This is a genomic window from Pontibacillus sp. ALD_SL1 (assembly GCF_017355605.1).
This window is the reverse complement of record NZ_CP062974.1, coordinates 3,089,125-3,115,793: the sequence shown is the minus strand read 5'-3', so window position 1 is coordinate 3,115,793 and position 26,669 is coordinate 3,089,125. Positions and strand designations below refer to the sequence as shown.

Below are 26,669 nucleotides of genomic sequence, written 5' to 3'. Positions count from 1 at the left end.
AAGCACCCACGGTCTTTGTCCTACAAAGAAAGTGGATGCATGTACGTAGACGTAACCAAATGAAGATCATTCGGCTTTTATATGCAGACTTTCCTTATAGTCCGGCAATTTACGGTTGCCAGGTAGAGACTTATGGACCCTATTTCCATAGATATATAAGGTGTTTGTATGAAGTTGAATACGAGTAATATAGCAAACTCCTAAGTTGGTGACAATAGATATCCGAGATGTCTGAAGATGGAGAATAAATAGACTTTTTGTCAGGAGGTTTGACAGTACGGTATGAATCGTTTACATTATATTATATAAACGAAGAAATCATTCAATCGAAATCACTCTTGAAGGAGTATGTTTTATGAAGGTCGTTGTTCTTAACTAACCGTTAACTTAATACGGACCAGAAAAGGTTTGAAAAAGCTTGCAATCAGGCAAGTTTATTTTTCTATACACTTTTTTGGGAGTTAAGAACAATGAATCATAGCATAACTAGCAAGGTGTACGATAGGGCTATGACACATGTGTCATAGCCCTGTTCTATTTTATGTACACATCTGCACTCGATTGAATGATGGAATCGAAGGTTAGCTGCAATGATTACACTCATTGCAGCTTTTTTAATATAAACACTTTACTTGAATAAAGCGTGCCAGACACCCTTTAGTATGATAAAGCGAATCTGGCGTGTTGAGGAGGATATAGAAGTTGAATCAGAAGACGTTTGAGGTATTGGATTTTTATACAATTTTGAATGAGGTAGCGCGGTTTGCGTTTACAGAAAGAGGGAAGGAAACGATTCTCTCATTAACGCCATCTTTTAATCGAAAGCAAATTGAAAGGTGGCTTGAGGAAACAGATGAAGCGAAGGAGATATTGAAGATTAGCAGCAGTGTTCCAGTTCATAGCCTGGATGACGTGAGTCGCATGATTGACCAGGCTAAGAAAGGAATGTTTTTGAGGCCGGATCAGTTTCAGCAGTTGCAGTCGTTTCTTGATCATTGCGGGAAGTTGAAGCGGTTTATGAGTGACAAACAGTACGCTGCTCCTACTGTTGCTTTATATGCAGAGTCCATTGAAGATCTAAGTGATCTTGAACGAGATATTCAAGGTTGTCTTCGCCATGGCCAAGTGGATGACTATGCATCTAAAGAGTTGTTGAAGATCAGAAGACAGAAGCAGAATCAGCTTGCTGAAATTAAAGATCGGATAGGACGTCTAGCCAAATCCAAGAAGCTATCAACGTATATGCAGGAACATGTGGTTGCAGAGAAGAATGGTCGATTTGTTCTTCCGATTAAAGCAACCTATCGGAATAAGGTCAAAGGAACAGTGCTTGATTCATCTTCCTCTGGAGCTACTGTCTTTATTGAACCAGAAGAAGTCACACGGTTGCAGGAAGAACTCGAAATGACAAGGTTAGCTGAAGAGAGGGAAGTAGAACAAATCTTATACTATTTGACAGCACTAGTGTTAGAACAAGATCGAACGCTTCATATCGCTATGGAAACGATGCATCAATACGACATTATCTTTGCGAAAGCGAAGTATAGTATAAGCATCGAGGGGAGAGCGGCCAGGTTGAATACGGATTATAAAATCGAACTTTGTAAGGCTACGCACCCACTCATTCATGACCCTGTTCCACTTACCATGTCGCTTGGAGAAGACTACCATGCCCTTGTTATTACGGGTCCAAATACAGGCGGGAAGACAGTCACGCTTAAAACAGTAGGACTCCTAACGGTTATGACACAAGCCGGATTACACATCCCGGCTCAGGAGGGAACCAACCTTCATATTTTTCAGCAACTGTTTGTTGACATAGGCGACGGGCAAAGTATTACCGAAAACTTGAGTACATTCAGCTCTCGTCTTGTGAACATTATTGAGATACTACAGGAGACAAACGACCATACCCTCGTTCTGCTTGATGAACTTGGTTCTGGCACGGATCCAACTGAAGGGATGGGACTTGCCACAGCGATTTTGGATCAATTGTATGACAAAGGTGCGATGCTTTTAGCTACAACTCATTACAATGAGATGAAAGATTTTGCGGAATTACGGACTGGTTTCTTGAATGGTTCAATGGAATTTGACATTGAAACGCTTCGTCCGACGTACCGCCTTCTCCTTGGGACAACTGGTAAAAGCCAGGCCTTTGAGATTGCTCTAAAACTTGGCATGCACCCAGCCATCATTGAGAAAGCTCATGAGATCTCTTATAAAGAAGAGAAAAAATACGAAATGCGTGAGAATGCAGATGCTAAAACGATGGAGAAGCAAATTAAAACAAACGCTTATGCTAGAAAAACGTCTCAGAAAAAAGAGCGTAAAGAGGAGAGCATACCTCATTACAACATGGGGGATAATGTTACGGTTCTTGCTACTGAGGAGACAGGTATCGTTTATAAAGGTCCTGATGGAAAGGGAAACTATGTGATTCAAGTAAAAGGAGAGAAGCGAACTGTTAACCATAAGAGGATTGCGCTTCATATCCCGGCAGAAGAGTTGTACCCTGAGGGTTATGACTTTGATATTATTTTTAAATCTAAAGAATACAGAAAAATTCGTAAGCAATTAGATCGCAAACATGTAGATGGATTGACGCTCGATGAAGAAGATGAAACGTGATTTCAGGTTTAGGGATCGTTTCTTTTGTGAATGGGTTAAGGGGTCCGCTATACTGACATTAGAAAAGGAATAGCTATTTGGAGGGATCTTGATGAACATTGCAGTTATCACAGGTGTATCGAAAGGACTCGGTGAGTCTATTGCCGAAAAGATGATGGAAAGAGGCATACACATTATTGGAGTGTCCCGTTCGGATAATAAGAAATTAGAGAAACGAGCGGAAGCGAATGGAGTGACATATACGCATCATGCGTGTGACTTGTCCTCTCAAGAGGAGTTGCAGTCCGTGTTCTCCTCAATTGTGGAAGATGTGAAAGATCAAGCTCCTGAAAAAGTCTATGTCGTAAACAATGCAGGGGTAGTTGAACCTATTGATCGCGTAGGGTCCCTAGATCCTGATCAAGTCGTCAAACACGTTCACATCAATTTAATCGCACCCATGTTAGTAACCAACTTAGTTGTTGAACAATTAGCAACTATTGATGTGGATATTATAAATGTCACCTCTGGTGCCGCTAATCGACCTGTATATGGTTGGAGCACTTATGGTGGTACGAAAGCAGGTCTGAATTACTTTACTGAAACAACTGCGTTTGAACAAAAAGAGCGAGGCATGAAGCACAGAACAGTGGCCTTTAGCCCTGGCGTCATGGATACAGATATGCAAGCCGATATTCGCTCTTCTTCAGAAGAAGCTTTTGCTGATGTGGAAAAGTTTAGAGCGTTGAAAGAAGAAGGCAATCTTCGATCAACTTCCGTTGTAGCAGACGGTCTGATGAAGCTTCTTGATGAAGGCTTTGAAAGTGGAGAGGTTTATCGTGTTGACCAGTTATTAGACTAAATGAGGTGAAATGATCGTGCAGTTAGAAGAATGGTTTGAGAAGGGGATACGTCCTCAAGAATATGTAACCGCTATGGAGAAACACCAAGAAAACTTCATGAATGTGTATCAGTCATATCAATTACCAGATGACCAACAATTTTTTGACGATCTTAAAGTAAAACAGCTTCGGGTCATTGTTCTGACAGAAGACTGGTGTGGAGATGCGATGATGAATATCCCCATTTTATTAAAACTATCAGAAGCATCCCGTATGGATGTCCGTTTCTTAAAGAGAGATGAGAATCCAGAGCTTATGGATCAATACCTGACAAACGGTACCTCTCGTTCGATTCCAATCTTTATCTTTATGAATGAAGATGGAGAAGAAGAAGCGGTGTGGGGACCGCGTGCTGCGAAAATTCAAGAAGTTGTTGATGAAGCCCGTGAGAATATGCCAGACAAAGACCATCCAAGTTTTGAAGAGAAGCAGAAAGAAATGATTCTTTTCCTTACAAAAGCGTACAGGGAAAATGAAGAGTTCTGGCAGGAAGTTTACGCAAGCTTAAAGGAAACTCTATCCTCATTAGAAATAAAGACGAAATAGTTAGAGATAAGAGAAAGCCCCTGAGTTCAATGAACTCAGGGGCTCTTTGCTTGGGGCCTTTTCATAAATCTCCAAAAAGATGTGAGTGGAAATGCAATAGCTGGCTATAACATATTGTAGCGAATCTTCATCTGAGCAGCCTGATAAATGCGAGGCACTCGTTTCCCAATTGAGCACGTAATTTCATAGTGAATGGTTCCTGTTAATGCAGCCATTTCATCTGCTGTGGGAACGCCTTTGTTTCCATCTCCAAATACAGTAACTTCATCATCAGGTAACACTTTTCCGATACCTGTGACATCGATCATCGTTTGATCCATGCATATACTTCCGACAATGGGGACTACATGACGATGAATGGACATCGTTCCTTGATTGGAAAGAAGTCTTGGAAGTCCATCAGCATATCCGATCGGCAACGTGGCAACAGACGAGGGCCTCTCGGTCCTGAACGTGCGCCCATAGCTAATGGGGGTACCGGCTTCTAGTTTGTTCACAGCTGCTACTTTTGTCTTAAGTGTCATAACCGGTGTGAGATCGATCCATTCTTTTAGGTGAGGGGAAGGATAGAACCCGTATAAGCTAACTCCAACCCGAACCATATTTAAATGCATTTTTCTATGAGCAATCGTTGTAGCGCTATTGGCGCAATGTTTAATCGGAATATAGATTCCTTCTTCTTCAATGTCATGGACGATGCTTTGAAATTGGTCAAATTGCATGTATGTATATGTAGGGTCCTCATTATCGGCATCTGCAAAATGAGTAAAGACTCCTTCAAGTTCTACTAAAGTAGATTGATGAATAGCCTCCGCAAGGTGAATAGCTTCTCTTGATGTAGAAACTCCTATTCGATTCATGCCCGTGTTTATCTTTATATGAACTTTGGGTGTTTTATTCATCCGTTTTGCCGCGGCTTCGACTTGGTTGAGTAAGTCGTGCGTAAAGATTGTGATCGTTAAATCGTGAATGACAGCCGCTTCAATGGACCGTGGCGGCGTATATCCTAATAGTAGAATCGGTTTATGGATACCGGCTTTTCTAAGCTCGATCCCTTCGTCAATGAAAGCAACTCCAAGCCAATCAGCTCCTGCATCGATTGCAGTTTGGGCAACTTCCACAGCTCCGTGTCCATAACCATCCGCTTTTACAACAGCCATTAAGCGGCAAGCAGGGTTAGTGTGGCTTTTAAATGTATGTACGTTATGAGAAAGGGCATCCAGTGAAATATCTGCCCAAGTGTCTCGGTAACTGTGTGGATTAATCATTGGATCACCAATCTTTCTTAGTTGAAGTAAATGTTTCGTTCAGGGCATAAAAAGAGGATGCCCTCTTGTGGCATCCAAGCTTTATGCATGGAAAAGGTGCCCTTCATAGAAAGGCACCGGTTACTAGGCTTTATTAGTTTGAAAAGAAGACGGCGTTTAATGCTTCATGAGCTGGTGTGTATGAATATCCAAGGTCCTTGGCAACAGCTTCATAAGTGACGTGTCCATTCGCTGTATTTAAGCCTTTCTGTAAAGCCTGGTTATCTTCAATGGCTTTAGCAACACCTTTGTTAGCGATTTGAAGAGCGTATGGAATCGTAACGTTCGTTAAGGCGATTGTAGAAGTACGTGGAACAGCTCCTGGCATGTTGGCCACCGCATAATGAACAACACCGTGCTTCACGTACGTTGGGTCATCGTGTGTTGTAATATGATCCACTGTTTCAATAATACCACCTTGGTCAATGGCTACGTCAACTAGAACAGATCCTTGCTTCATTTCTTTCACCATATCTTCTGTAACAAGTTTCGGTGCTTTCGCTCCAGGTATTAGAACAGCTCCGATGACTAGATCTGATTCTTTTACTGCTTCAGCGATGTTTAGAGGGTTTGACATCATTGTGTTGATCTCGTTTCCAAAGATATCATCAAGCTGGCGCAGACGCTCAGGGCTAAGGTCAATCATCGTTACGTCAGCACCAAGTCCAACAGCGATCTTAGCTGCGTTTGTACCTACAACACCGCCGCCGATGATGGTGACTTTTCCACGTTTCACTCCAGGTACCCCGCCAAGAAGAATCCCAAGGCCGCCTTTTGGTTTTTCAAGGAACTGAGCTCCGATTTGAGCTGACATGCGTCCAGCTACTTCACTCATTGGTGTTAAAAGTGGTAGTGTGCGATTTGTTTCAACCGTTTCATATGCAAGAGAAATAACGCCTTTTTCAGTTAGAGCTTGTGCTAACTCAGGTTCGGCTGCAAGGTGCAAGTACGTAAATAAAATCAAGCCTTCGCGGAAGTAGCCGTATTCAGATGGCAGTGGTTCTTTTACCTTCATCACCATTTCTTTCTCCCATGCTTCAGCTGCTGCACTTACAATGGTCGCTCCGGCATCTTTGTAGTCCTGGTCTTCGAAACCGCTTCCAATTCCGGCAGTCGTTTCAACAAATACATGATGACCTGCATTTACAAGATTTAAAACCCCGGCTGGTGTGATCGCAACCCGATTTTCGTTATTTTTTATCTCTTTTGGAATCCCGATGAACAATTCCCTCATCCCCTTTGCCTGTAATCGATTTTGTACTTCCGATTATAGATGGGGGATGAACGGATTGCATTGTGTAAAATAGAAAAACTCAGATTCATCTTTTGTAGAAATCAACAATGGCCTTATTGTTTCAGGCGTTCAATCATTAAATCTAGGTATAGTGTAATTTTTTGGTTCGGATCTTTAAAATTAAATCCTGTTAGATTCGTAACTCGCTTTAAGCGATAGTTCAGTGTGTTGGCGTGAACGTGCAAAGCTTTCGATGCTTCGTTGACGTTACTATCGCATCGCAAGAATTCGCTTACGGTTTCAAGTAGGTCTGTTCGATGCTTCTGATCATACTCGCGGAGGGTTTCAATATATTGATTGGTGTAATGATCACGTATGCGCTTTTCGTATAAGAAATCGATAAATTGATAGATTCCGAGCTCTTGATAGCTGTAAATGCCTTCAACTTCATTAGGAAAACGGTCTTTAATGGATAAGACGTGTAACGCTTCTTTGTAGCTGTCTTGGATGTGGACAGGGTTTTTGTACAATGTACCTGCAGCTCCTTTTAGGAACTCTACGTTGACACGGTCTTGTATTTTATCAACAAACGTTTTAACGAAATCATTAATCTCCTTGCCTGGTGCTTCGCTTGAATGTGGGCGAACGAGGAGGATTAATTGGTTGGAATCAATCGCGCTACATACAATACCGACTTGTCTTGATGCTTCGATATAGTAGTGGATATGCCTTTCTAAAGATTGATGGATATCTTCCTCAAACTCAAAAACGACAATCGCTAAGGATCCTTCTAATTGTATGTGATATTTGCGTGCTTGGCTTTGAATCGTTTCAAGATCAGTTAAGTGCTCGGTCAGTAGTTGCCAGAAGAACTCTTTATGATCTTCTTCTGATTTGCGCTTTTTAATTTGAAGCTGCAACATTTGGTTTTTTACTACTTTGGCAGCTTTCTTAAAAAGATCGAGATCTTCATCGGTTACATCCCAGTGCACTTGAGCCCAAATAAACCCAAGGATTTCGTTATTTTTCCGAACGGATATGGCTACTCGTTTCCCTAAGCCAACTTCTTCGATAGCTGGAATGATAACAGGCTCTTCGCTTTCAAATAGTTGGGGGATGACTCCGTTCTTCCATAGTGTTTTTATAACGTTTTCTGGAACTTTTCTTCTCATAATTGTTGCAATTCTGGCTGGGTCAACGTTCTCATCGTGAGTGCTATATGCCAATATGCGGTGATTTGAATCTTCTATTGTAACTGGACAATGCAACAGATCGCTAATCCGATCGGCCAGCTCTTCTAAAGAGCGAAATGGTCCTTTAAATGGATCTTGGCTCCCGTAATGCGTTCCCAAGGCAACCTCACCTTCTTTCTGTTTAAGCTCTGTATCTATCCTTATGTTAGGAATTATATAGGTATTGAAAATCAAATCCCCTGGTACATTTTAAGCCACATTCATATGGAAAATCTATAAGAATTTGTGGTATTTCCTAAAGCTTACTCAATCCAATTGTTGTTTTCAACAATTGAAAGCGCTTAAAATTTTACGATTTCACAAATACCTCTTCAAAAATGAGTGATAAAGTTTATAATGGGATAATGTTAACGCCCAAAACTCACAAAAAGGATACATCGAGAGCAGGGGGGAAATGATGTTAGACGTATTAAATCAAATCAACGATGTACTATGGGGAACGCCTAGCTTAATTCTCTTATTTGGGACAGGTTTATTTCTAACCATTATGTTAAGAGGGTTACAGTTTAGGAAGCTAATGTATGCATTTAAACTGGCTTTTACGAAAGAAGAAAAGTCAGAATCTTCATCCAATGCTGAAGGGGATATCAGCAACTTTAAGACGCTTATGACGGCTTTGTCCGCTACAATTGGGAACGGGAATATTGCCGGAGTAGCTACCGCTTTAACGCTTGGAGGCCCTGGTGCTATTTTTTGGATGTGGATTGTAGGACTACTAGGGATGGCAACAAAATATGCAGAGGCCCTGCTTGCTATGAAGTACCGGGTGAAAAATGAGAACGGAGAATATTCCGGAGGTCCTATGTACTATGTAGAACGAGGTCTCGGGAAGAAATGGAAAGGGCTTGCGATTGCATTTGCTTTCTTTGGTGCTTTTGCAGCTTTAGGGATTGGGAACAGTGTTCAATCAAATACCATATCAGATGTAATGGATGAGAGCTTTCATATTAATGGTTGGGTAACAGGAGCTGTGCTGGCTGTATTAACAGGTCTGATTATTTTTGGCGGAATTCAGCGAATTAGTACGGTTGCTGGGTTCTTTGTTCCGGTTATGGCCTTTCTGTACATAGGCGGATCCATGCTCATCATCATTATGAATTATGAAGCGATCGTGCCTGCGTTTGAAATGATCTTTAACTACGCATTTAGTCCTGTATCCGCAGCGGGTGGTTTTGCGGGAGTTGTGGTAATGGAAGCCGTTCGAAGCGGGGTTTCACGAGGAATCTTCTCCAATGAAGCAGGTCTTGGTACTGCAGCTCTGATTGCCGGAAACGCAAAGACAGATCATCCGGTTAAACAAGCTCTTGTAGCTATGACAGGCACCTTTATCGTAACGATTATTGTGTGTACGATGACGGGCCTTGTTCTTATTATGACAGGATTCTGGGATCCTTCTGGTGGTTCCATTTCGGGTGTAGAGCATGCGGCAGATCTTGATGGAGGTGCATTAACGAGTGCAGCCTTCGGACATGCTTTAGGAGCAATAGGAGAGTACATTGTAGCTTTCTCTGTTATCTTCTTTGGCTTCTCGACCATTGTAGGGTGGTATATGTACGGAGAGAAATGCTTTGAATACTTACTAGGTCTTCGTTACATTATCCCGTACCGCTTTATTTACATTTCAGCAACCTTTATGGGAGCTGTGATGAAGCTTGATCTTGTATGGGCATTTGCTAATATGGCCAATGCACTTATGATGATTCCAAACTTAATCGCTTTATTGCTTCTATATAAAGTTATCGTTAGTGAAACGAATTCCTACTTTAACGACTATTTGCATAAGAATCGTAACGCTTACCGAAAAGCAAGCTAATGGAATGCTAGACGGAAGTTGAATAATGACTTTAATATCGTCTCTTTTGAAGAGATTCACTACAAAAATAACCTGCCCCTTTTGGCAGGTTATTTTTTATGTCATTTTTTCATGCCATAAACCAAGAATCATAAATAAAGAGAAACCAAAGCTATTAACAAATCCGTGCACAAATACCATAAGAGGAATATCAAGTACTGAAATCTCACTTATATGGCCATATCCATAAAGGAAAGCAAAGCTCATGGATACAAAAAGGGAAAAGAAAGCGATTATGAAAGAAACTCTGGCTTTTGGTTTCTTTACGTTTGGTACGATGAAACCTAAACTTAAGAGTGCAAACAGAGCTATGGGCACCACAAATTCAACCACCGACAAGAATTCAATTAGAGGGGACACAGGAGAAAATGTAATCCCTAAGGCTACAAAGATCGGGCCCAAAAGTAAAAACGCTCCTAGGCCGTTATAAACCCTTCTCACCAAGCGTTGCCTGGAACGAATCAACCTTCCCATTAAACCGAACGATATAATTGTAATAAAAGCTGCATAATGGAAGTGGATAGACGTTAATAAAATAAGAATATCTTGAAAATGTAGAACGTCTATATTTAATCGATGTAACGAAAGCCAAGCTCCCCCAATGACGATATAGATCATACCAGCATGGATAAGAAGCTCTTGCATCGATTTCCATGCCTTTGTTTTGAAAAAGGAAACGAGTCCGTAAATCGTAATGAATGCCGTGAATCCAAACCAAGGAAGTGATAGGATGAAAGATAAAGAGCCTCTTTCTAGCAAAAAACTAATACACGCCAACACAAAGCTGAACGGGTGTATGTTTAGTAAGGCGCGGTAAAGGTTTGTTTGCTCTGTTTTAGCAAGAGCAAGCATCAAAGGTATAAGCGTTCCGTAAGCAAACACAAGTAATAGTTGCACATATTGTTCAGTATGGATACTGGTAAAGGCCATCTGTAAGACTATGAAAATAATAAAAATCGTAAAACCGAATAGGGAGCGTTTTTTCTCTATCATGGGATCACCTCATTTAAATCTTAAACGAAAAGTCATTATGGGAAAAGAAGAGAGGGAGAGAGGTTGAACATATTAATTAGTGGAGGAACAGGGTTCATAGGTAGTCATATTGTAAATTATTTCGAACAGAAGGGCCATAAGCTATTGATCCTTACACGTGGGAGCACAAGAAAAGTGGGACCAAGAGAATACATACAATGGCTAACCGATCAAAAAGATGAAATAGACCACTTGTCTAATGTAAAAGTAGACGTAGTTATAAACTTAGCGGGGGATCCGATTGATCAAGGTCGATGGTCAAGCGAGAAGAAAGAGCGAATTCTAAACAGCCGTATAAACGCAACAAAGCGAATGATAGAAATTGTGAACCATCTCGAGGAGAAGCCTGAGGTCTTTATTCAAGGCTCAGCGATTGGCTATTATGGATACTCGGAGGATGACAAGTTTACAGATCGAAGTCTATCGTTAATTAATAGTTTTCCAAGTGAAGTGTGTGATGTGTGGGAAAACACTCTTCATCATTTAAACCACTCAGACATTCGAAAGGTTATAGCTCGTATTGGGATTGTTCTTCATCCTCGTGAGGGAGCGTTGTCTAAGCTTCTCATTCCTTACCGGTTATGGGCAGGAGGAAAGGTTGCTTCTGGAAGTCAGTACGTCTCTTGGATTCATTTGGAGGACCTTATGCGTATTATTGATTATCTAATAGCTGATCAGACAATTTCAGGCCCTGTAAATTTAACTGCCCCCCATCCGGTTACTATGGATGACTTTGGGCGCACAATCGCTTCTGTGATCAGTCGGCCATACTGGTTCCCTCTTACAGAATGGATGTTAAAGGTTGCTTTTGGAGAGAAGAGTATTATTTTAATGAAGGGAAGTAAGGTCCTTCCAGAACGACTACTTAATTCTACTTTTTCCTTTAAGTATCCTACAGTGAGGAAAGCGCTATCAAATCTTCTGGAATAATTTTTGATACTACTAGAAAGCTTTCGTATCAAGGGTTCAAGGCTTGCTGGAAGATGGTACGTGATGCTCGACATAATTCGATACGGTGGTACAATTAGAAACGCTGTGGTAAATTATGAATATTATAGTTCTTAAAATGTAGACAAAGGTATGTGAAACAGTATGAGTAGTTATTCACCGTATTGGATGTTCCAAAAAAACGAATGGGCGAAGCTTCGAGCTAATGTACCGATGACCCTGTCTCCCATACAAATTGAAAATGTAAAAGGAATTAATGAAAAGCTCGACATAGAAGAAGTTTCAAATGTTTATCTTCCATTAAGTAGATTACTTAATTTATATACGAAAGCTTCTCATGAGCTTCATTCGGTAACAGACCGTTTCATGGGCCAAAAAACGAAACAGGTTCCATTCATTATTGGTGTCGCAGGTAGTGTTGCTGTCGGAAAGAGTACGATCTCAAGGATTATGCGTGAACTGCTCTCTGAGTGGGATGAACATCCTAGTGTAGACATCTTAACCACGGATGGCTTTTTATTCCCTAATGAAGTATTAGAGGAGAAGGGAATCATGAATAGGAAAGGGTTTCCGGAGAGTTATGATATAAAGAAATTGATTGACGTTTTGGCAGATTTGAAGTCAGGTCGACCAGACGTAGAAGCACCTGTCTATTCACATTTAACGTATAATATCTTACCAGATGAAGTTCAAGTATTAGACCAGCCGGATATCGTCATAGTAGAAGGAGTAAATGTATTGCAAACTCCAAAAACGCGAGGTGCCGATCCTGGTACATACGTTTCTGATTTCTTTGACTTTAGTATTTACGTAGATGCAAATGAAGATGATTTATTGAAATGGTATACAGAACGTTTTATGAAGCTAAGAGATACGGCTTTCCAGGATGAGCGCTCTTATTTCCATAATTACTCTGGTTTATCTAATGATGAAGCCATTGCCATGGCAGAAGATATATGGCGAAGGATTAACTTAAGGAATCTTCATGAAAATATTCAGCCGACACGTAACAGAGCGGATCTTATTCTTCATAAAGATCGTGATCATTTAATTGATTCGATTATGCTTAGGAAGGCATGATTTTATATGAAGGTGCAAAATCGTTTGGGCGATTTTGCGCCTTCTTTTATGTGGGTAGGGCCGTTATGTTATTGAGAGCGGGGGGGGGCTGGGAAACGACTCGCTTTCCGCGGGAGCGCGGTGAGCCTCCTCGAGCTTCGCTCTGTGGGGTCTCACCCTGCCCTCTTGTCCCGCAGGAGTCTCGCCGTTTCCCAGCCCCCCCTGGCTAGATTTTGGTTAACGGCCCCACTTAATGTAGTGACTAGAACATATAAAAAAGCCCAAAGCTGCTTTCAGCTTTGGGCTTGTAAATTTAAATATGGGAAGGAATTAGTCTAAGATTGTTACGTCTACTGATTTACGACCCCAGTTTAGTGCTTCTGATTGGGATGGGATGAAGACGTCGATTCTGTTTCCTTGGATGTCTCCGCCGATGTCACCAGCTACTGCTTTTCCGTATCCTTCTACATATACTTCAGTGCCTAGTGGGATTACGTTAGGGTCAACTGCGATTACTTTACGATCTGGGTTTTCAAGAAGGTTGATGCCTGTTTTAGTGATGCCTGAGCAGCCAACGCAGTTTGCTGTATAGGCTGTTGATTCCATTGTGATCGTCTTTTGTTCTTGTTGCTCTGTTTGAACTTGTTTTTCTTCTGTTTTAGGTTGTGCAGGTTGTGTGCTTGCTACAGTTGCTTTTTCTTTTGTAGCTACGTTTCCACCGTTTACATTCAGGGTATTACCTGAATAAATCGTATTTGAGCTTAAGTTATTCCATTGTTTTAGTTCATTCACACTTACATTATATTGTTGACCGATGGCGAATAGTGTATCGCCAGGTTTAATGGTATAAACACTGCTATCAGCAGTTACTTTACTTTCTCCGTTGCGGTTCACTGTTAGTTTTTGGTTCGGAAAGATTAAGTTTGATGTTAGATTATTTTGTTGTTTTATTTGTTCAACGGACACATCGTAATCCTGAGAGATACCCCATAATGTGTCGCCGCTCTTGACGTCTACTTCTTCTGCGCTTGCTGTGATCGCTGTTGTTGTAGAAATCGTTGCTACAGCAGCTAGGGATAGAAATAGTTTTTTCATTTTGTTGACCTCCTAGGAATTACAATAGCCTTGAGCTGTTGAAATTCACAATTTATTGAGTAACGAATTAACTCTATGGACAACTATAACAAGTTCATGGGAAAAGCCCAACAACAGAATGACAACAATGTGATTGCAATTCTAACAAGGATGTTACATGCATTTTACAATGTGGGAAAAATAGAGAAAAGGGCCCTTTTAGAGGATCTTTTTCTCTATTTTTCTGCAATGAAGCTGAGTGAGTGTTTCCGTTGACGTTAGTGCTGGGTAGGTGGGCCGGGAAACTACTCGCTTTAGCTGTCGGGTGCTTATAAAAAAGCCCAAAGCTACATTTAGCTTTGGGCTTGTATCATTTATCTATGATGAGTTTCATTAGTTTAAGATCGTTACGTCTACTGTTCTGCGGCCCCAGTTTAGAGCTTCTGAGCGAGATGGGATGAAGACGTCAATTTTGTTTCCTTTTATGGCTCCGCCTGTGTCACCGGCAATAGCTCTTCCGTATCCTTCTACATAGACTTCAGTGCCTAGTGGAATTACGTTAGGGTCAACTGCGATTACTTTCTGATCTGGGTTTTGAATAAGGTTGATCCCTGTTCTTGTGATGCCAGAGCAACCTGTGCAGTATGCTGTATAGGCTGTTGATTCCATTGTGATGGTCTTCTGTTCTTTTTGTTGTGTCTGAACTTGTTTCTCTTGTGTTTTAGGTTGTGATGGCTGTGTGCTTGCTACAGTTGCTTTTTTCTTTGTTGCTACGTTTGCGCCATTCACGTTAAGGGTATCGCCTGAGTAAATCATATTCGAGCTTAAGTTATTCCAGTGTTTTAATTCATTTACGCTTACATTATATTGTTGACCAATGCCCCAAAGTGTATCACCAGGTTTAATCGTGTAAACACTGCTGTTCGATGGTGCCGTTGTTTTTTGAGCAACTTGACTGTCTTCGCTGCGGGTCACTGTTAGGTTTTGGTTCGGGAAGATTAAGTTAGACGTTAGGTTATTCAGTTGTTTGATTTGTTCAACGGACACATCGTAATCCTGAGAGATTCCCCATAACGTGTCGCCGCGCTTCACGACTACTTCTTCTGCACTTGCTGAGATTGCCGTTGTTGAAGAAATCGTTGCTACAGCCGCCAGGGATAGAAATAGTTTTTTCATTTTGTTAACCTCCTGGGAATTATAATAGCCATGAGCTGTTGAAATTCGCTTTTTTTTGAGTAACGAGTTAACTCTATGGACTACTATACCAAGCTAATCGCAAAACCCCAACAACAGAACGGCTACAATATGATTGCAATTCTAACAAGCATGTTACATACATTTTACAATGTCGGAAAAATAGAGAAAAGGACCCTTTTAAAAGGGTCCTTTTTAGTATCTAAACTACTATTTTTGTCCTGTTTTTGCTTTAACGAACTCAACAACGTCTTCAGCTGTATCCATAGAAAGGATTTCTTCTTTGTAAGAAGTCATTTCTTCCTGAGACAAGCTTAAGATCTGTGTACGAGCTGGAAGGATAGATGTTGCGCTCATAGAGAACTCATCTAATCCTAGTCCAAGAAGGATAGGGATTGCAATCTCATCTCCTGCCATTTCGCCACACATGCCAGCCCATTTGCCTTCAGCATGAGCTGCTTCAATTACGTTATTAATTAGGTTAAGGATCGCAGGGTTGTATGGCTGGTAAAGGTATGAAACGCGTTCGTTCATACGATCTGCTGCCATTGTGTATTGGATCAGGTCGTTTGTACCAATACTAAAGAAGTCCACTTCTTTAGCAAACTGTTTCGCGATAACAGCTGTTGCTGGGATTTCCACCATCATACCAACTTCAATTGCTTCAGATACTTCTGTACCTTCATTTTGAAGCTTTTCTTTCTCTTCAAGAAGAATCGCTTTCGCTTGGCGGAATTCACCTAGCGTTGCAATCATTGGGAACATGATTTTTAAGTTGCCGTAGACGCTCGCGCGAAGAAGGGCGCGTAGCTGAGTACGGAAGATATCGTCACGCTCTAGGCATAAACGGATTGCACGGAATCCAAGGAATGGGTTCATTTCATCAGGAAGATCCAAGTAGTCTAACTCTTTGTCTCCACCGATATCAAGTGTACGTACAACAACCGGTTTATCAGATCCTACGCCTTCAAGTACTGCTTTGTAGGCTTCAAACTGTTCTTCTTCTGTTGGTAGCTGGTTTTTACCCATGTATAAGAACTCAGTACGGTAAAGCCCAACTCCTTCGCCGCCGTTGTTTATAACGCCGTCGACATCGTCAGGGGTACCGATGTTTGCTACAAGCTCAACGTGCTTATCGTCAGCTGTTACAGTAGGCTCATCTTTAAGCTTCGCCCATTCTTGTTTCTTTTCTTCGTACTGAGCTTGCTTTCCTTTATACGCTTCAACCTGTTCATCCGTAGGGTGAACGATTACTTCACCAGCAATACCATCAACAATGACCATATCGTCTTTATTAATTGTTGCTGTTACTTCTTTCGTTCCTACAACAGCAGGAATCTCAAGAGAACGAGCCATGATGGCAGAGTGAGACGTACGACCACCGATATCAGTCGTGAAACCTTTAACGAACTGCTTATTTAACTGAGCTGTATCAGAAGGTGTTAAATCTTCAGCGATAATCACAACTTCTTCATCAATAAGAGCAGGGTCTGGGAACGTTACGTTTAATAAGTGTGCCATAACACGCTTTGTTACGTCCTGGATATCCGCTGCACGTTCGCGCATGTATTCGTTGTCCATATTTTTAAACAGGTCGATGAACATATTAGCTGTCTCATTAAGAGCTGCTTCAGCGTTCACGTTTTCTGTTTTAATCTTATCTTCGATTGGTTGGATCAGTTCAGGGTCACTAAGAACAAGAAGGTGAGCAGAGAAGATCTCAGCTTTTTCTTCGCCTAATGTTTTAAGGGCATGATCCTTAATTTTCTCAAGCTCATTTTTAGAAGTCGCAAGAGCGGATTGGAAACGTTCCACTTCTTGTTCAGGGCTTTCAATGTCTTTCTTCTCAAAAGAAAGATCTGGTGCTTCCATGCGGTAAGCTTTTGCAATCGCAATACCGTTAGAAGCGGCAATACCTTTAATGCTCGTCATGAATTATTCCCCCAGGTTTTCTTTTTTCATTGCGTTAGCAACGCCATTTAAAGCTTCTTCTTCGTCAGTTCCTTCTGCTGTTATTTTTACTTCAGCACCAGATGGGATGCCTAAAGACATAATTCCCATGATGGATTTAAGGTTAACGGACTTACCATTGTACTCTAAGTTAACGTCAGCTTTATATTGACCAGCCGTCTGGACTAGAACAGTGGCAGGGCGTGCATGGACGCCATCATCTGATGTAATCTTCATAGTTTGTTCAACCATTGAGATTCCTCCTGATCTTTTTCTAAAAATTTTTATATGAACACATTACTCTACTTTACCCTTTTTGCACAGGTTTTTTCAAGACACCAGCAATAATTGCTGTAACAATTGCACCAATTAATACTGCGGCGATGTATAAAACAGCACCTAGGAGAGCATTTCCGGCTTCTCCACCTGTTTTAACAGCACCGGTCAGGATAACAATAATTCCTCCGTGAGGGGCTAGAAGGTTCAAGTTGAATAGGTAAACAAGCCCACCTGTAATCGTTGAACCGATTACAGAAGCTGGGATGACACGTCCTGGGTCAGCCGCTGCGAATGGAATAACACCCTCTGTAATGAACGTCGCGCCCATCGCATACGCTGTTTTACCCGTTTCTCTTTCTTGCGCTGTAAATTTGTTTCTAAAGAATGTTGTTGCTAAAGCAAGACCTAATGGTGGAACCATACCGCCTGCCATTGCAGCTGCGATTGGCATTGTGTTTCCAGCGTCTAGCATAGCAATTCCGAATGTATAAGCTGCTTTGTTTACAGGGCCGCCCATATCGACAGCCATCATACCACCAATAATTAAACCTACAACAATACCGAATGAACCAAGGCTATCCAATCCATCTCTTAAAGCAGTATAAATGGATACAAGGAACGGATTTACAAGTAACATAATGATACCTGTAAAGAACAGGCCGAGCACCGGGTAAAGAAGAACGGGCTTTAAGCCATCTAATACGTCAGGTAATACTTTCAAACCTTTTTGAATGAGCAACATTAAATAACCAGCTAAGAAACCAGCAAGCAGTCCGCCTAAGAAGCCAGAACCGCCATCAGCAGCACCTGTCGTTGTTGCAATTAAACCACCAACCATACCAGGAGCAAGTCCAGGACGACCGGCAATACTTTGAGCAATGAAACCAGCCAGTACAGGTACTAATAGGTAAAAGGCTTTGCCGCCACCAATGATGCTTAACATTTCAGCAAAACGGTTATATTGATCGCTGTCTGGATTAGCAGCGTTAATTCCGAATAGGAAGGATAAAGCAATTAAAATACCGCCGCCGACTACGAATGGAAGCATGTTGGAAACACCGTTCATCAAGTGCTTATAGATTCCTGTTTTTTCTCCGCTTCCTTCGCCATCTTCATTTGAGGATTGACCGCTTCCTTGGTATTCAGGAGCGTCTCCTTCTTTTGCTTTCGTAATTAGTTCTTTTGGTTCGTGAATCCCTTTTGCTACTGGGACCATCACAACTGGTTTTCCTTTAAATCGATCCGTTTCAACTTCGATATCTGCAGCAACAATGACGCCACTAGCACGCTCGATATCTTCTTTCGTTAAAGCATTTTTCACACCACTTGAGCCGTTGGTCTCAACTTTAATCTTAACGCCCATCTCTTTAGCGGTTTCTTTAAGTTTGTCTGCAGCCATGTAAGTATGCGCAATTCCTGTAGGGCAAGCCGTTACAGCGATCACATATGGCTCTTCTTCTGATGAAGCATCTTGACTTTCGTTTTCGCTTGCCTCTTGTTCAGCTTCTTCTTCGTCACTATTCGCTTTTTCTTTTGCGTCGATTAGATCTACGATTTCATCTCTTGTTTCAGCGTTTAAAAGCTTTTGACGAAATTCAGTATCCATTAGTAAAGAAGAAAGACTAGAAAGTGTCTCTAAGTGAGCTTGGTTTGCTCCTTCAGAAGCAGCAATCATAAAGAATAAGTGTGTCGGCTGTCCGTCAAGTGACTCGTAGTCAGCTCCTTCTTGTGAACGAGCAAATGCAATTGCTGGTTCTTTAACTGCAGCTGTTTTGGCGTGAGGTATTGCTACGCCTTCGCCAATCCCAGTTGTACTCTGTTCTTCACGAGCTAATATCGCTTGTTTGAATTCTTCCTTGTCATTTAATCGACCAGCTTCATCTAGTTTGGAAACTAGCTCATCAATGACATCAGCTTTCGAACTTGATTCAAGTTCTAAAATCATTGTGTCTTGTTTTAACAAGTCTGTAATTTTCACGTTGATGCCCTCCCCTTAGTTTAAATCCTCAATCGTAATCTCTTTTCGAAGTTCCTCTACAAGATCTCGGGTTGCCAAGTCGTCGCTAAATGCCGTTGCACTTCCACAAGCCACACCATTTGCGAAGGCTTCTGTTAAGCTATTTGTTTTTACGTAACCAGCTATAAAACCTGATACAACGGAATCACCCGCTCCAACGGAATTCTTGACTTCACCTTTTGGAACGTTTGCATAATAAGCATGGTCTTTATTAACCAGAATTGCGCCATCTCCGCCCATTGAAACAATGACGTTGGTAGCGCCCTTGGTTACTAGTTGCTTAGCGAAGGTAATGGCCTTTAATGGTGAATCAATTGTAGTATCAAATAACTCCCCTAATTCATGGTGGTTTGGCTTAAGTAAGAAAGTAGGGGTGCCAACTAGTTCTTCTAACGCCTTCCCGGAAGTATCCGCTATAAAATGAGCTCCCCGTTCTCCGCATCGCTTGGCCATTTCATTGTAAAAGTCGGCAGGTATCGTTTTGGGGATGCTTCCTGCTACCACTAAATAATCGTCTTTCTCTAATCTGTTGACTTGATTAAGTAGTTGTTGCTGCTGCTCTTCAGTAATAGAAGGTCCGGGACCATTTATCTCAGACTCTTCGTTTGATTTTAGTTTCACATTAATGCGGGTATATTGATCTGTTTCAATGAATTGGTGTTGGACTTTTTCTGACTCAAGAAAGTTTTGGATGAATTGTCCAGTGAAGCCCCCAATAAATCCTAGTGCGGTGTTGGAAACATCCAATCTTTTTAATACACGGGATACATTGATGCCTTTCCCGCCTGGGTAGTAGTAAGTCGTATTGGCACGGTTTAAACCACCTTCATTGAATTCATCTACATGCATGATGTAATCAATGGAAGGATTTAAAGTGACTGTATAAATCATGATGACACAACCTTTACATTTGTTTTCTCTTGATAAGGTGATAATCGTTCTGGATCATTCTCATTTGTGATCAGAGTTGCATCCTGCAGAGAAGCAATGCTTGAAAAAGATAACTCATTTAATTTAGAAGCATCCCCAAGAACAAAAGCTTCTTGTGAAAGAGTCAAAACCGTTTGCTTAACAAGTGCTTCTTCTGGGTCAGGAGTTGTGTATCCGTGAGAAGGATGAACCCCGTTTACTCCAAGAAAGCACTTATCAAATCTGTATTGTTGCAGGCTGTGAGTAGCGCCTCGTCCGATCAATGCTCTCGTTTTATGTTTTACAAAACCGCCAGTTAAATACGTGGGTACCTGATTTTCAGTTAGTTCTTCAAGCAAGGTAACCCCATTCGTTACAACAGTAAGATTACGTCCCTTTAAAAAGGGGATCATTTGGTATGTCGTTGTTCCGGCGTCTAAGAATATGCAATCTCCATCTCGTATGAGGGAAGCGGCTTCCTTAGCGATCGCCACCTTTTCATTTAGATTTTGATCTGATTTCTCTCGTATGCTTAACTCTTCACTTGTCTGATGTAAACAAGAGGCACCACCGTGAACCCGTTTTAGTTTGTTGGCGTTTTCAAGTTGGCTTAAATCACGTCGGATGGTTGATTCTGAAGCTCCTGTTTCGTTAACAAGATCTTGGATTTTAACCGTTTGGTAACGCTCAAGCTGTTCTAATATAATTTCATGTCGTGCTGGTGTAAGCATAAATGTAAACCTCCGAAACTAATGTAAAATGTATTCCTACTATTAATATAAAGGAAGCCCTTTCATAAATGCAATCAAAAACATTCAAAATCAATCAAAATATATCAAAAACAATCACAACCTTCAATGAAAATTTACCTACATAGGAATAAATCTTTAGGATAAGGGGGGCTTTAGGGGAGTAAAGGGTGTCTGGCACCCTTCACTCCCCTAAAGCAAATCTGTTAATAAAAGGTTGCCGTTGAAGGGGTTTTGTGCTACATTATCCTTAGGTATTAGAGCGTTTTAGGAGGTGGATCAGATGTACACGGTAACATTGGTATTACTTGCGATTGATGCTATAGCAATGATCGTATTAGTTCTTCTTCAATCAGGTAAAAGCGCTGGTCTTTCAGGAGCGATCTCTGGAGGGGCTGAACAATTATTTGGTAAGCAAAAAGCACGCGGTGTTGATGCTTTTATGCATAAAGCTACAATTGTAACGGCTGTTCTATTCTTTGTTCTTACATTTTTACTTGGGTATATTCTTAATCAATAAGTAACGGGAGCTCCCGTTGCTTATTTTTTTTGTTCAATGAGGGGGAGAGTTGTTTGGAGTGACCGAAGTGGGGGGGAGTGCTGAAAGGTGTGTGCGGAGTGACGAAAGCGGTGCCCGAATTGACGAAAGAGGCACCCGAATTGACGAAAGCGGCGCTCGAAGTGATGAAAGCGGCACCCGAATTGACGAAAGCGGCACCCGAAGTGACGAAAGAAGCGCCCGAATTGACGAAAGAGGCTCTCGAATTGACCAAAACCTCCAAGATGTAACCACAGAGTCTTAGACATACATAATTTTGATAACGAGAGTTGGTTTTTAAGGAAAATTTTAAGGGAATTGACCTTTAGGCTTCCCGGCATATGGACTTTGTTTATGCTAAATGAGTCATTTCGTGATACCATGAAATCATTCTCATTCCCACTAACTATTTCCTCTGTTGAATTAGTGCAACGGGTAAAACTAATCATACTACAACATGAGCTAGAAGGAGCTGTCTTTAAAGATGCAAATCAAACTACCAGAACCATTTACGTTTGAAGCGGGAAATCGTGCGGTATTGTTACTACATGGATTTACAGGCCACTCTGCGGATGTGCGCATGCTTGGTCGTTTTTTGGAAAAGAAAGGATACACAACCCATGCACCGATCTACAAAGGTCATGGCCAGCCACCAGAAGAGTTAGTGAAAACGACTCCGGAAGACTGGTGGAAGAGTGCAAAAGAAGGTTTCCAACATCTTAAGGACCTTGGTTATGAAGAGATTGCAATCGCTGGATTATCTCTTGGTGGTGTGCTGGGTCTAAAATTGACGTATACGAATCAAGTGAAGGGTATTACAACGATGTGTACACCGATGTTCTTTGATAATGAAGAACAGCTGACGAAGAGTTTTAAGCAATTCATCAAAGAGTTTAAACAGTTAGAGAAGAAATCAGAAGAAACAATTGAACAAGAAATGAACGAGTTACTAGAAGATTCCACGGAAACATTCAATCAACTAGGCAAGTTAATAAAAGAAGTACACGATGAAGTTGATACGATTTACGCACCGACGTTAGTGATTCAGGCTGAGCAAGACGAGGTCATTAACACGGATAGCGCCAATTATATTTATGAGCAGGTAGAAGCTGATCATAAAGATATTAAATGGTATAAAGAGTCTGGACATGCAATAACGCTTGGTCAAGAGCGTGACCAACTTCACGAAGATATTTACAACTTCTTAGAATCACTTGATTGGACAGTGGAATAATAGATAACACTAATAAGAATAAGGATTCAAGAAGGACGGTGGATATAATGAGTGACCAGTTAAAGAAACAGGTACTCGAATACTTCCATGAACATGACTCAAAGCCTTTATCCGTACAGGAAATTGAAGAATTAATTGAGCATGGAAGTGCAGAAGATTTTACAACATTAATGAAAGCTTTGAACCAATTAGAAGAAGAAGGAGAACTCGTGCGAACACGCAAAAATCGTTACGGGCTTCCTGAAAAAATGAACTTGATCCGCGGTAAGATTCAGATGCATGCGAAAGGGTTCGCCTTTTTAATTCCAGATGAAGATGACAAGGATGATGTATACATTCACCATTCTGATCTTCAGTCTGCGATGAACAATGACCGCGTTTTAGTGCGAGTGGATTCAAGAGGAGAAGAAGGCAAACGTCCAGAAGGAATTGTCATTCGCATCTTGGAAAGAAGTACACAAGAGATCGTCGGTACATACGACGATAATGGCTATTTTGGTTTCGTTATTGCAGATGACAAGCGTATTCCTAATGATATCTTTGTTCCAAAGACAGCTAACAATGGAGCGGTTGATGGACATAAAGTTATTGTACGCTTAACGAAGTATCCAGAAGGCCGAATGAGTGCAGAAGGGGAAGTCATCCAGATTCTTGGGCATAAAAATGATCCTGGAATTGATATTTTAGCGATCATTCATAAACACGGCATTCAGTCAGACTTCCCTCAAGAAGTCATTGAACAAGCTACAAATACACCGGATGAAATTGATCCTGCAGAGATTAAGAATCGTCGCGACTTGCGTGATGAACAAATTGTTACCATTGATGGAGCAGATGCGAAAGACTTAGATGATGCTATTTCTTGTCGCAAGCTTGATAACGGAAACTATCACTTAGGAGTTCACATTGCGGATGTAAGTTACTACGTTGAAGAAGGTTCTCCAATTGATAAAGAAGCTCGTGATCGAGGAACAAGTACGTACCTTGTTGACCGAGTAATTCCGATGATTCCTCATCGCTTATCAAATGGAATTTGTTCTTTAAATCCGCAGGTGGATCGCTTAACTCTTTCTTGTGAGATGGAGATTGATGCTAATGGTGAAGTCGTAAACCATGAGATCTTCCAGAGTGTGATTAAGACAGATGAGCGTATGACATACGCTGACGTAAAAAGTATCTTAATCGATGATGATGAAGAACTGAAAGAACGCTATGAGCCACTCGTTCCAATGTTTAAGGATATGGAAAACCTAGCATCAATCTTGCGTAAAAAACGTATGGAGCGCGGTGCAATCGACTTTGATTTTAAAGAAGCGAAAGTTCTAGTCGATGATGAAGGAAAAGCAGAAGATGTGGTTCTGCGTGAGCGTTCTGTAGCTGAACGATTAATCGAAGAGTTTATGCTAGCAGCAAACGAAACCGTTGATGAGCACTTCCACTGGATGGATGTTCCGTTCATTCACCGTGTTCACGAAGAACCCGATGAGTCTAAACTGCAGCATTTCTTTGAGTTTATTACGAACTTTGGTTATAACGTTAAGGGCGTTTCGAATGATGTTCATCCAAAGGCACTGCAAAATCTTCTTGAATCCGTAAAAGGTACACAAGAAGATATGGTGATCTCAAAACTGATGCTTCGCTCGATGCAGCAAGCCCGTTATGATGAGAATAACCTTGGACACTTTGGGTTATCAACACCATTCTATACCCACTTCACATCGCCAATCCGTCGTTACCCTGACTTAATTGTTCACCGATTAATCCGTACGTACATTATTGAAGGGAAGCTGGATCAACAGACACGAAAACACTGGAAAGAAGAAATTCCAGAGATTGCTCGTCACTCTTCTGATCGTGAACGTCGTTCCGTTGATGCGGAACGCGAAACGGATGATCTTAAGAAAGCAGAGTTCATGCAGGATAAGATCGGAGAAGAATTTGAAGGTGTCGTAAGTTCTGTAACTGGATTTGGGTTGTTTGTGGAATTGCCAAATACAGTAGAAGGGCTTGTGCATGTCAGTTATCTAACGGATGACTATTACCACTTTGATGAGCGCTCTTACGCTATGATTGGAGAGCGTACTGGTAAGGTATTCCGTATTGGTGATGAAGTGACCGTTCGAGTTGAGAAAGTGGACCTTGATGAACGTGTCGTTGACTTTGAACTTGTAGGAATGAAACCGCCTGAGAAGAATCGTTCTACGCGCCCGGATCGCCCTAAGGTGATTCATGCGAAGCGAACGGATAAGCCAAATGGCCCTAAGAAGCAAAAGCGTCAAGGCGAAGGCCGTGGCCAGGGTGATAAGAAGGAATCCAAAGGCAAGAAAGGCAAGCCTTTCTACCAAAACAAAGGTGTCCCAAACGGTAAGAAAAAGAGTAAGAAACGCGGAAGATAAATAAAAACAGGTAACTGCATAGTCGCAGTTACCTGTTTTACATTAGGATAACTTGAATCCATATAAGAGCCATGGATCTTGTGTTTCAAAAGCATCGGATGAAAACGTATGGGCCGCTTCAGATGAAACGTCCATCCAAGCTCCGTATACATCCGCGTGCTTAGACCATTCATGTTGAATGGTTTCGAATAGTCCTGGTTGCTCAAAATGATCATTCCAGAAATATTTTGAGTTGAGATACAGATTGCCTTTTTGATCCACTTTACAAAATAAGAAACGTGTTCGGTCTGAATTCACATAAAACGTACCGTCTTTCAGATAATCATCTGTAAATAGGGATTCATCAAACGGAAGAGGATAATAAGCTTCATAAGGAAAAGCGCCAAGAGCATTTCCTTTTAGCGATTGAAGGAAGTTTCGTTTTTCTTCTACTGTATTAACCGTATCCCACACTTCACCTGGCGTGCTCTTCACAAGATGTGGATCTTTTAGAATGAAGGGATGTAAGGTAGTTAAGTGCGGCAAGTCTAATTTCGTCAGGGCTTTACGAGCTGAGTAGTTATGAAGTTGTGTGTTTGCGCTGACGAATTCGATGGAAGGAATCGTTCTCAGTTCCTCTATTATAGCGCGTAGAATTTCGGTGCCGAATCCTTTGCCTCTATACCTTTTATCCGTTCGAAGGCGTCCGAGCATGGCGAATTTATTAGAGAATAGTGTATAGCCTGAAACAGCAATCATTCGATCTTTATCGAAAAGTCCATACATGACATTGTTCTCTCGTTCGAGAAGGTTATGAAAGATGCGCACAACATAGTCATTTTCTAAACCCGTCTGCATGTTTATTAAAGCGTCATAATCATTTTCTGTTAATTTTCGAAGCGTTACGAGTTCTGTTTCCATAAGTCCCCCACTTCCGATGTTCAATTTTCCAATTGTAATATTCTCACAAGGACATATTCTTTGTCTATTAGAAAGCCTGATGCGCCCTTTATAATTGGAATTCTGGTCTTTTTTTGATACAATATTGTTTACGCAAGTTGAGGAGGATATACGCTTATGCCTAAAGGTAAAGGAAATGCAATCGCACAAAATAGAAAAGCCAGTCATGATTTCTTTATAGAAGATACATTTGAAGCGGGCATTGTTCTGAAAGGAACGGAGATCAAATCAATCCGTGCCGGCAGAGTGAATATGAAAGACAGTTTCGCACGTGTGAGTAAAGGAGAAGTGTTCCTTCATAATATGCATATCTCTCCTTATGAACAGGGAAACCAGTTCAACCATGAACCAACGAGAATGCGGAAGCTACTTCTTCATCGTAAAGAAATTAACCGTTTAATTGGTGAAACACAGCAGCAAGGTTACTCGCTTGTACCTTTAAAGATGTACATTAAAAATGGTGTAGCCAAGGTTTTAATCGGTCTAGGTAAGGGTAAAAAGAAATATGATAAGCGTGAAGACTTGAAACGCAAGCAAGCGAAGCGTGACATCGATCGTGCTATCAAAAACAGTGGTTATTAATTTACAAAAGATACCAGTTCGTATCCATTGCTAAAAATGCATTTTATGTTATACTAAGTATTGTC

The 26,669-nt window shown here is 41.2% G+C and carries 23 protein-coding genes and 1 riboswitch; of the genes, 11 read left to right on the top strand and 12 right to left on the bottom strand.

Annotated features, from left to right (window positions below; genetic code table 11):
- Nucleotides 1-77: 77 nt before the first annotated feature.
- Nucleotides 78-179, bottom strand: a riboswitch (purine riboswitch).
- Between the two features lie 523 nt (nucleotides 180-702).
- The 3 genes from IMZ31_RS15810 to IMZ31_RS15800 all read left to right on the top strand — a co-directional run bounded on the left by IMZ31_RS15810 (nucleotide 703) and on the right by IMZ31_RS15800 (nucleotide 4,058).
- Nucleotides 703-2,631: an endonuclease MutS2 gene (locus IMZ31_RS15810; protein WP_207528239.1), complete on the top strand. Its 1,929-nt coding sequence runs from the start codon at nucleotides 703-705 to the stop codon at nucleotides 2,629-2,631.
- 91 nt (nucleotides 2,632-2,722) lie between these two features.
- Complete coding sequence (locus IMZ31_RS15805) at nucleotides 2,723-3,472, top strand: (S)-benzoin forming benzil reductase (protein WP_207528238.1); 750 nt, start codon at nucleotides 2,723-2,725, stop codon at nucleotides 3,470-3,472.
- Nucleotides 3,473-3,482: 10 nt separating this feature from the next.
- Nucleotides 3,483-4,058, top strand: a complete 576-nt coding sequence (locus tag IMZ31_RS15800) for a thioredoxin family protein (RefSeq protein WP_371825457.1) — start codon at nucleotides 3,483-3,485, stop codon at nucleotides 4,056-4,058.
- Between the two features lie 104 nt (nucleotides 4,059-4,162).
- On the opposite strand, the gene alr is transcribed toward IMZ31_RS15800, so the two are convergent.
- The 3 genes from alr to IMZ31_RS15785 all read right to left on the bottom strand — a co-directional run bounded on the left by alr (nucleotide 4,163) and on the right by IMZ31_RS15785 (nucleotide 7,951).
- Nucleotides 4,163-5,326, bottom strand: a complete 1,164-nt coding sequence (gene alr, locus IMZ31_RS15795) for an alanine racemase (RefSeq protein WP_371825456.1) — start codon at nucleotides 5,324-5,326, stop codon at nucleotides 4,163-4,165.
- Between the two features lie 133 nt (nucleotides 5,327-5,459).
- Nucleotides 5,460-6,590 carry an alanine dehydrogenase gene (ald, locus tag IMZ31_RS15790; RefSeq protein ID WP_207528236.1) on the bottom strand — a complete coding sequence of 377 codons (1,131 nt, stop codon included), beginning with the start codon at nucleotides 6,588-6,590 and terminating at the stop codon, nucleotides 5,460-5,462.
- Nucleotides 6,591-6,712: 122 nt separating this feature from the next.
- Nucleotides 6,713-7,951: a PucR family transcriptional regulator gene (locus IMZ31_RS15785; protein WP_207528235.1), complete on the bottom strand. Its 1,239-nt coding sequence runs from the start codon at nucleotides 7,949-7,951 to the stop codon at nucleotides 6,713-6,715.
- 298 nt (nucleotides 7,952-8,249) lie between these two features.
- Between IMZ31_RS15785 and IMZ31_RS15780 the strand changes: the two genes are divergently transcribed.
- Nucleotides 8,250-9,665 carry an alanine/glycine:cation symporter family protein gene (locus tag IMZ31_RS15780; protein ID WP_207528234.1) on the top strand — a complete coding sequence of 472 codons (1,416 nt, stop codon included), beginning with the start codon at nucleotides 8,250-8,252 and terminating at the stop codon, nucleotides 9,663-9,665.
- 96 nt (nucleotides 9,666-9,761) lie between these two features.
- On the opposite strand, the gene IMZ31_RS15775 is transcribed toward IMZ31_RS15780, so the two are convergent.
- Nucleotides 9,762-10,697, bottom strand: coding sequence for a YndJ family protein (locus IMZ31_RS15775; RefSeq protein WP_207528233.1), 936 nt, complete (start codon nucleotides 10,695-10,697; stop codon nucleotides 9,762-9,764).
- A gap of 63 nt (nucleotides 10,698-10,760) precedes the next feature.
- On the opposite strand from IMZ31_RS15775, the gene IMZ31_RS15770 reads away from it, so the two are divergent.
- Both IMZ31_RS15770 and coaA read left to right on the top strand, forming a co-directional pair.
- Nucleotides 10,761-11,666, top strand: coding sequence for a TIGR01777 family oxidoreductase (locus IMZ31_RS15770; protein ID WP_207528232.1), 906 nt, complete (start codon nucleotides 10,761-10,763; stop codon nucleotides 11,664-11,666).
- 162 nt (nucleotides 11,667-11,828) lie between these two features.
- On the top strand, nucleotides 11,829-12,764 hold the full coding sequence (coaA, locus tag IMZ31_RS15765; RefSeq protein ID WP_036782344.1) for a type I pantothenate kinase: 936 nt from the start codon (nucleotides 11,829-11,831) through the stop codon (nucleotides 12,762-12,764).
- A gap of 309 nt (nucleotides 12,765-13,073) precedes the next feature.
- On the opposite strand, the gene IMZ31_RS15760 is transcribed toward coaA, so the two are convergent.
- The 7 genes from IMZ31_RS15760 to IMZ31_RS15730 form a co-directional block, all read right to left on the bottom strand.
- On the bottom strand, nucleotides 13,074-13,838 hold the full coding sequence (locus IMZ31_RS15760; RefSeq protein ID WP_207528231.1) for a LysM peptidoglycan-binding and 3D domain-containing protein: 765 nt from the start codon (nucleotides 13,836-13,838) through the stop codon (nucleotides 13,074-13,076).
- Between the two features lie 372 nt (nucleotides 13,839-14,210).
- Nucleotides 14,211-14,993 carry a 3D domain-containing protein gene (locus tag IMZ31_RS15755; protein ID WP_207528230.1) on the bottom strand — a complete coding sequence of 261 codons (783 nt, stop codon included), beginning with the start codon at nucleotides 14,991-14,993 and terminating at the stop codon, nucleotides 14,211-14,213.
- A 228-nt stretch (nucleotides 14,994-15,221) separates the two neighbouring features.
- Nucleotides 15,222-16,943, bottom strand: a complete 1,722-nt coding sequence (gene ptsP / locus IMZ31_RS15750) for a phosphoenolpyruvate--protein phosphotransferase (RefSeq protein ID WP_207528229.1) — start codon at nucleotides 16,941-16,943, stop codon at nucleotides 15,222-15,224.
- A gap of 3 nt (nucleotides 16,944-16,946) precedes the next feature.
- On the bottom strand, nucleotides 16,947-17,213 hold the full coding sequence (locus IMZ31_RS15745; RefSeq protein ID WP_207528228.1) for a phosphocarrier protein HPr: 267 nt from the start codon (nucleotides 17,211-17,213) through the stop codon (nucleotides 16,947-16,949).
- Nucleotides 17,214-17,268: 55 nt separating this feature from the next.
- Nucleotides 17,269-19,218: a PTS fructose transporter subunit IIABC gene (locus IMZ31_RS15740; RefSeq protein ID WP_207528227.1), complete on the bottom strand. Its 1,950-nt coding sequence runs from the start codon at nucleotides 19,216-19,218 to the stop codon at nucleotides 17,269-17,271.
- Nucleotides 19,219-19,233: 15 nt separating this feature from the next.
- On the bottom strand, nucleotides 19,234-20,148 hold the full coding sequence (gene pfkB / locus IMZ31_RS15735; protein WP_207528226.1) for a 1-phosphofructokinase: 915 nt from the start codon (nucleotides 20,146-20,148) through the stop codon (nucleotides 19,234-19,236).
- A complete protein-coding gene (locus IMZ31_RS15730) occupies nucleotides 20,145-20,897 on the bottom strand; it encodes a DeoR/GlpR family DNA-binding transcription regulator (RefSeq protein ID WP_207528225.1) in 753 nt (250 codons plus the stop codon). Before IMZ31_RS15730 ends, pfkB begins: the two co-directional genes overlap by 4 nt.
- Before the next feature lie 301 nt (nucleotides 20,898-21,198).
- Between IMZ31_RS15730 and secG the strand changes: the two genes are divergently transcribed.
- From secG to rnr, 4 genes are all read left to right on the top strand, one after another.
- The gene (secG, locus tag IMZ31_RS15725) at nucleotides 21,199-21,435 is read left to right on the top strand and encodes a preprotein translocase subunit SecG (RefSeq protein WP_188652114.1); all 237 of its coding nucleotides are present in this window, start codon (nucleotides 21,199-21,201) and stop codon (nucleotides 21,433-21,435) included.
- A 98-nt stretch (nucleotides 21,436-21,533) separates the two neighbouring features.
- Nucleotides 21,534-21,704 (top strand): hypothetical protein, encoded by a 171-nt coding sequence (locus tag IMZ31_RS15720; RefSeq protein WP_207528224.1) that lies wholly within the window; start codon nucleotides 21,534-21,536, stop codon nucleotides 21,702-21,704.
- 233 nt (nucleotides 21,705-21,937) lie between these two features.
- Nucleotides 21,938-22,687 (top strand): alpha/beta hydrolase, encoded by a 750-nt coding sequence (locus tag IMZ31_RS15715; protein WP_207528223.1) that lies wholly within the window; start codon nucleotides 21,938-21,940, stop codon nucleotides 22,685-22,687.
- Nucleotides 22,688-22,734: 47 nt separating this feature from the next.
- Complete coding sequence (gene rnr, locus IMZ31_RS15710; RefSeq protein WP_207528222.1) at nucleotides 22,735-25,083, top strand: ribonuclease R; 2,349 nt, start codon at nucleotides 22,735-22,737, stop codon at nucleotides 25,081-25,083.
- 42 nt (nucleotides 25,084-25,125) lie between these two features.
- Here rnr and IMZ31_RS15705 read toward each other — a convergent pair whose 3' ends face one another.
- On the bottom strand, nucleotides 25,126-25,983 hold the full coding sequence (locus tag IMZ31_RS15705) for a GNAT family N-acetyltransferase (RefSeq protein ID WP_207528221.1): 858 nt from the start codon (nucleotides 25,981-25,983) through the stop codon (nucleotides 25,126-25,128).
- A 156-nt stretch (nucleotides 25,984-26,139) separates the two neighbouring features.
- On the opposite strand from IMZ31_RS15705, the gene smpB reads away from it, so the two are divergent.
- Complete coding sequence (gene smpB / locus IMZ31_RS15700) at nucleotides 26,140-26,604, top strand: SsrA-binding protein SmpB (protein ID WP_036782375.1); 465 nt, start codon at nucleotides 26,140-26,142, stop codon at nucleotides 26,602-26,604.
- Nucleotides 26,605-26,669: the final 65 nt, after the last annotated feature.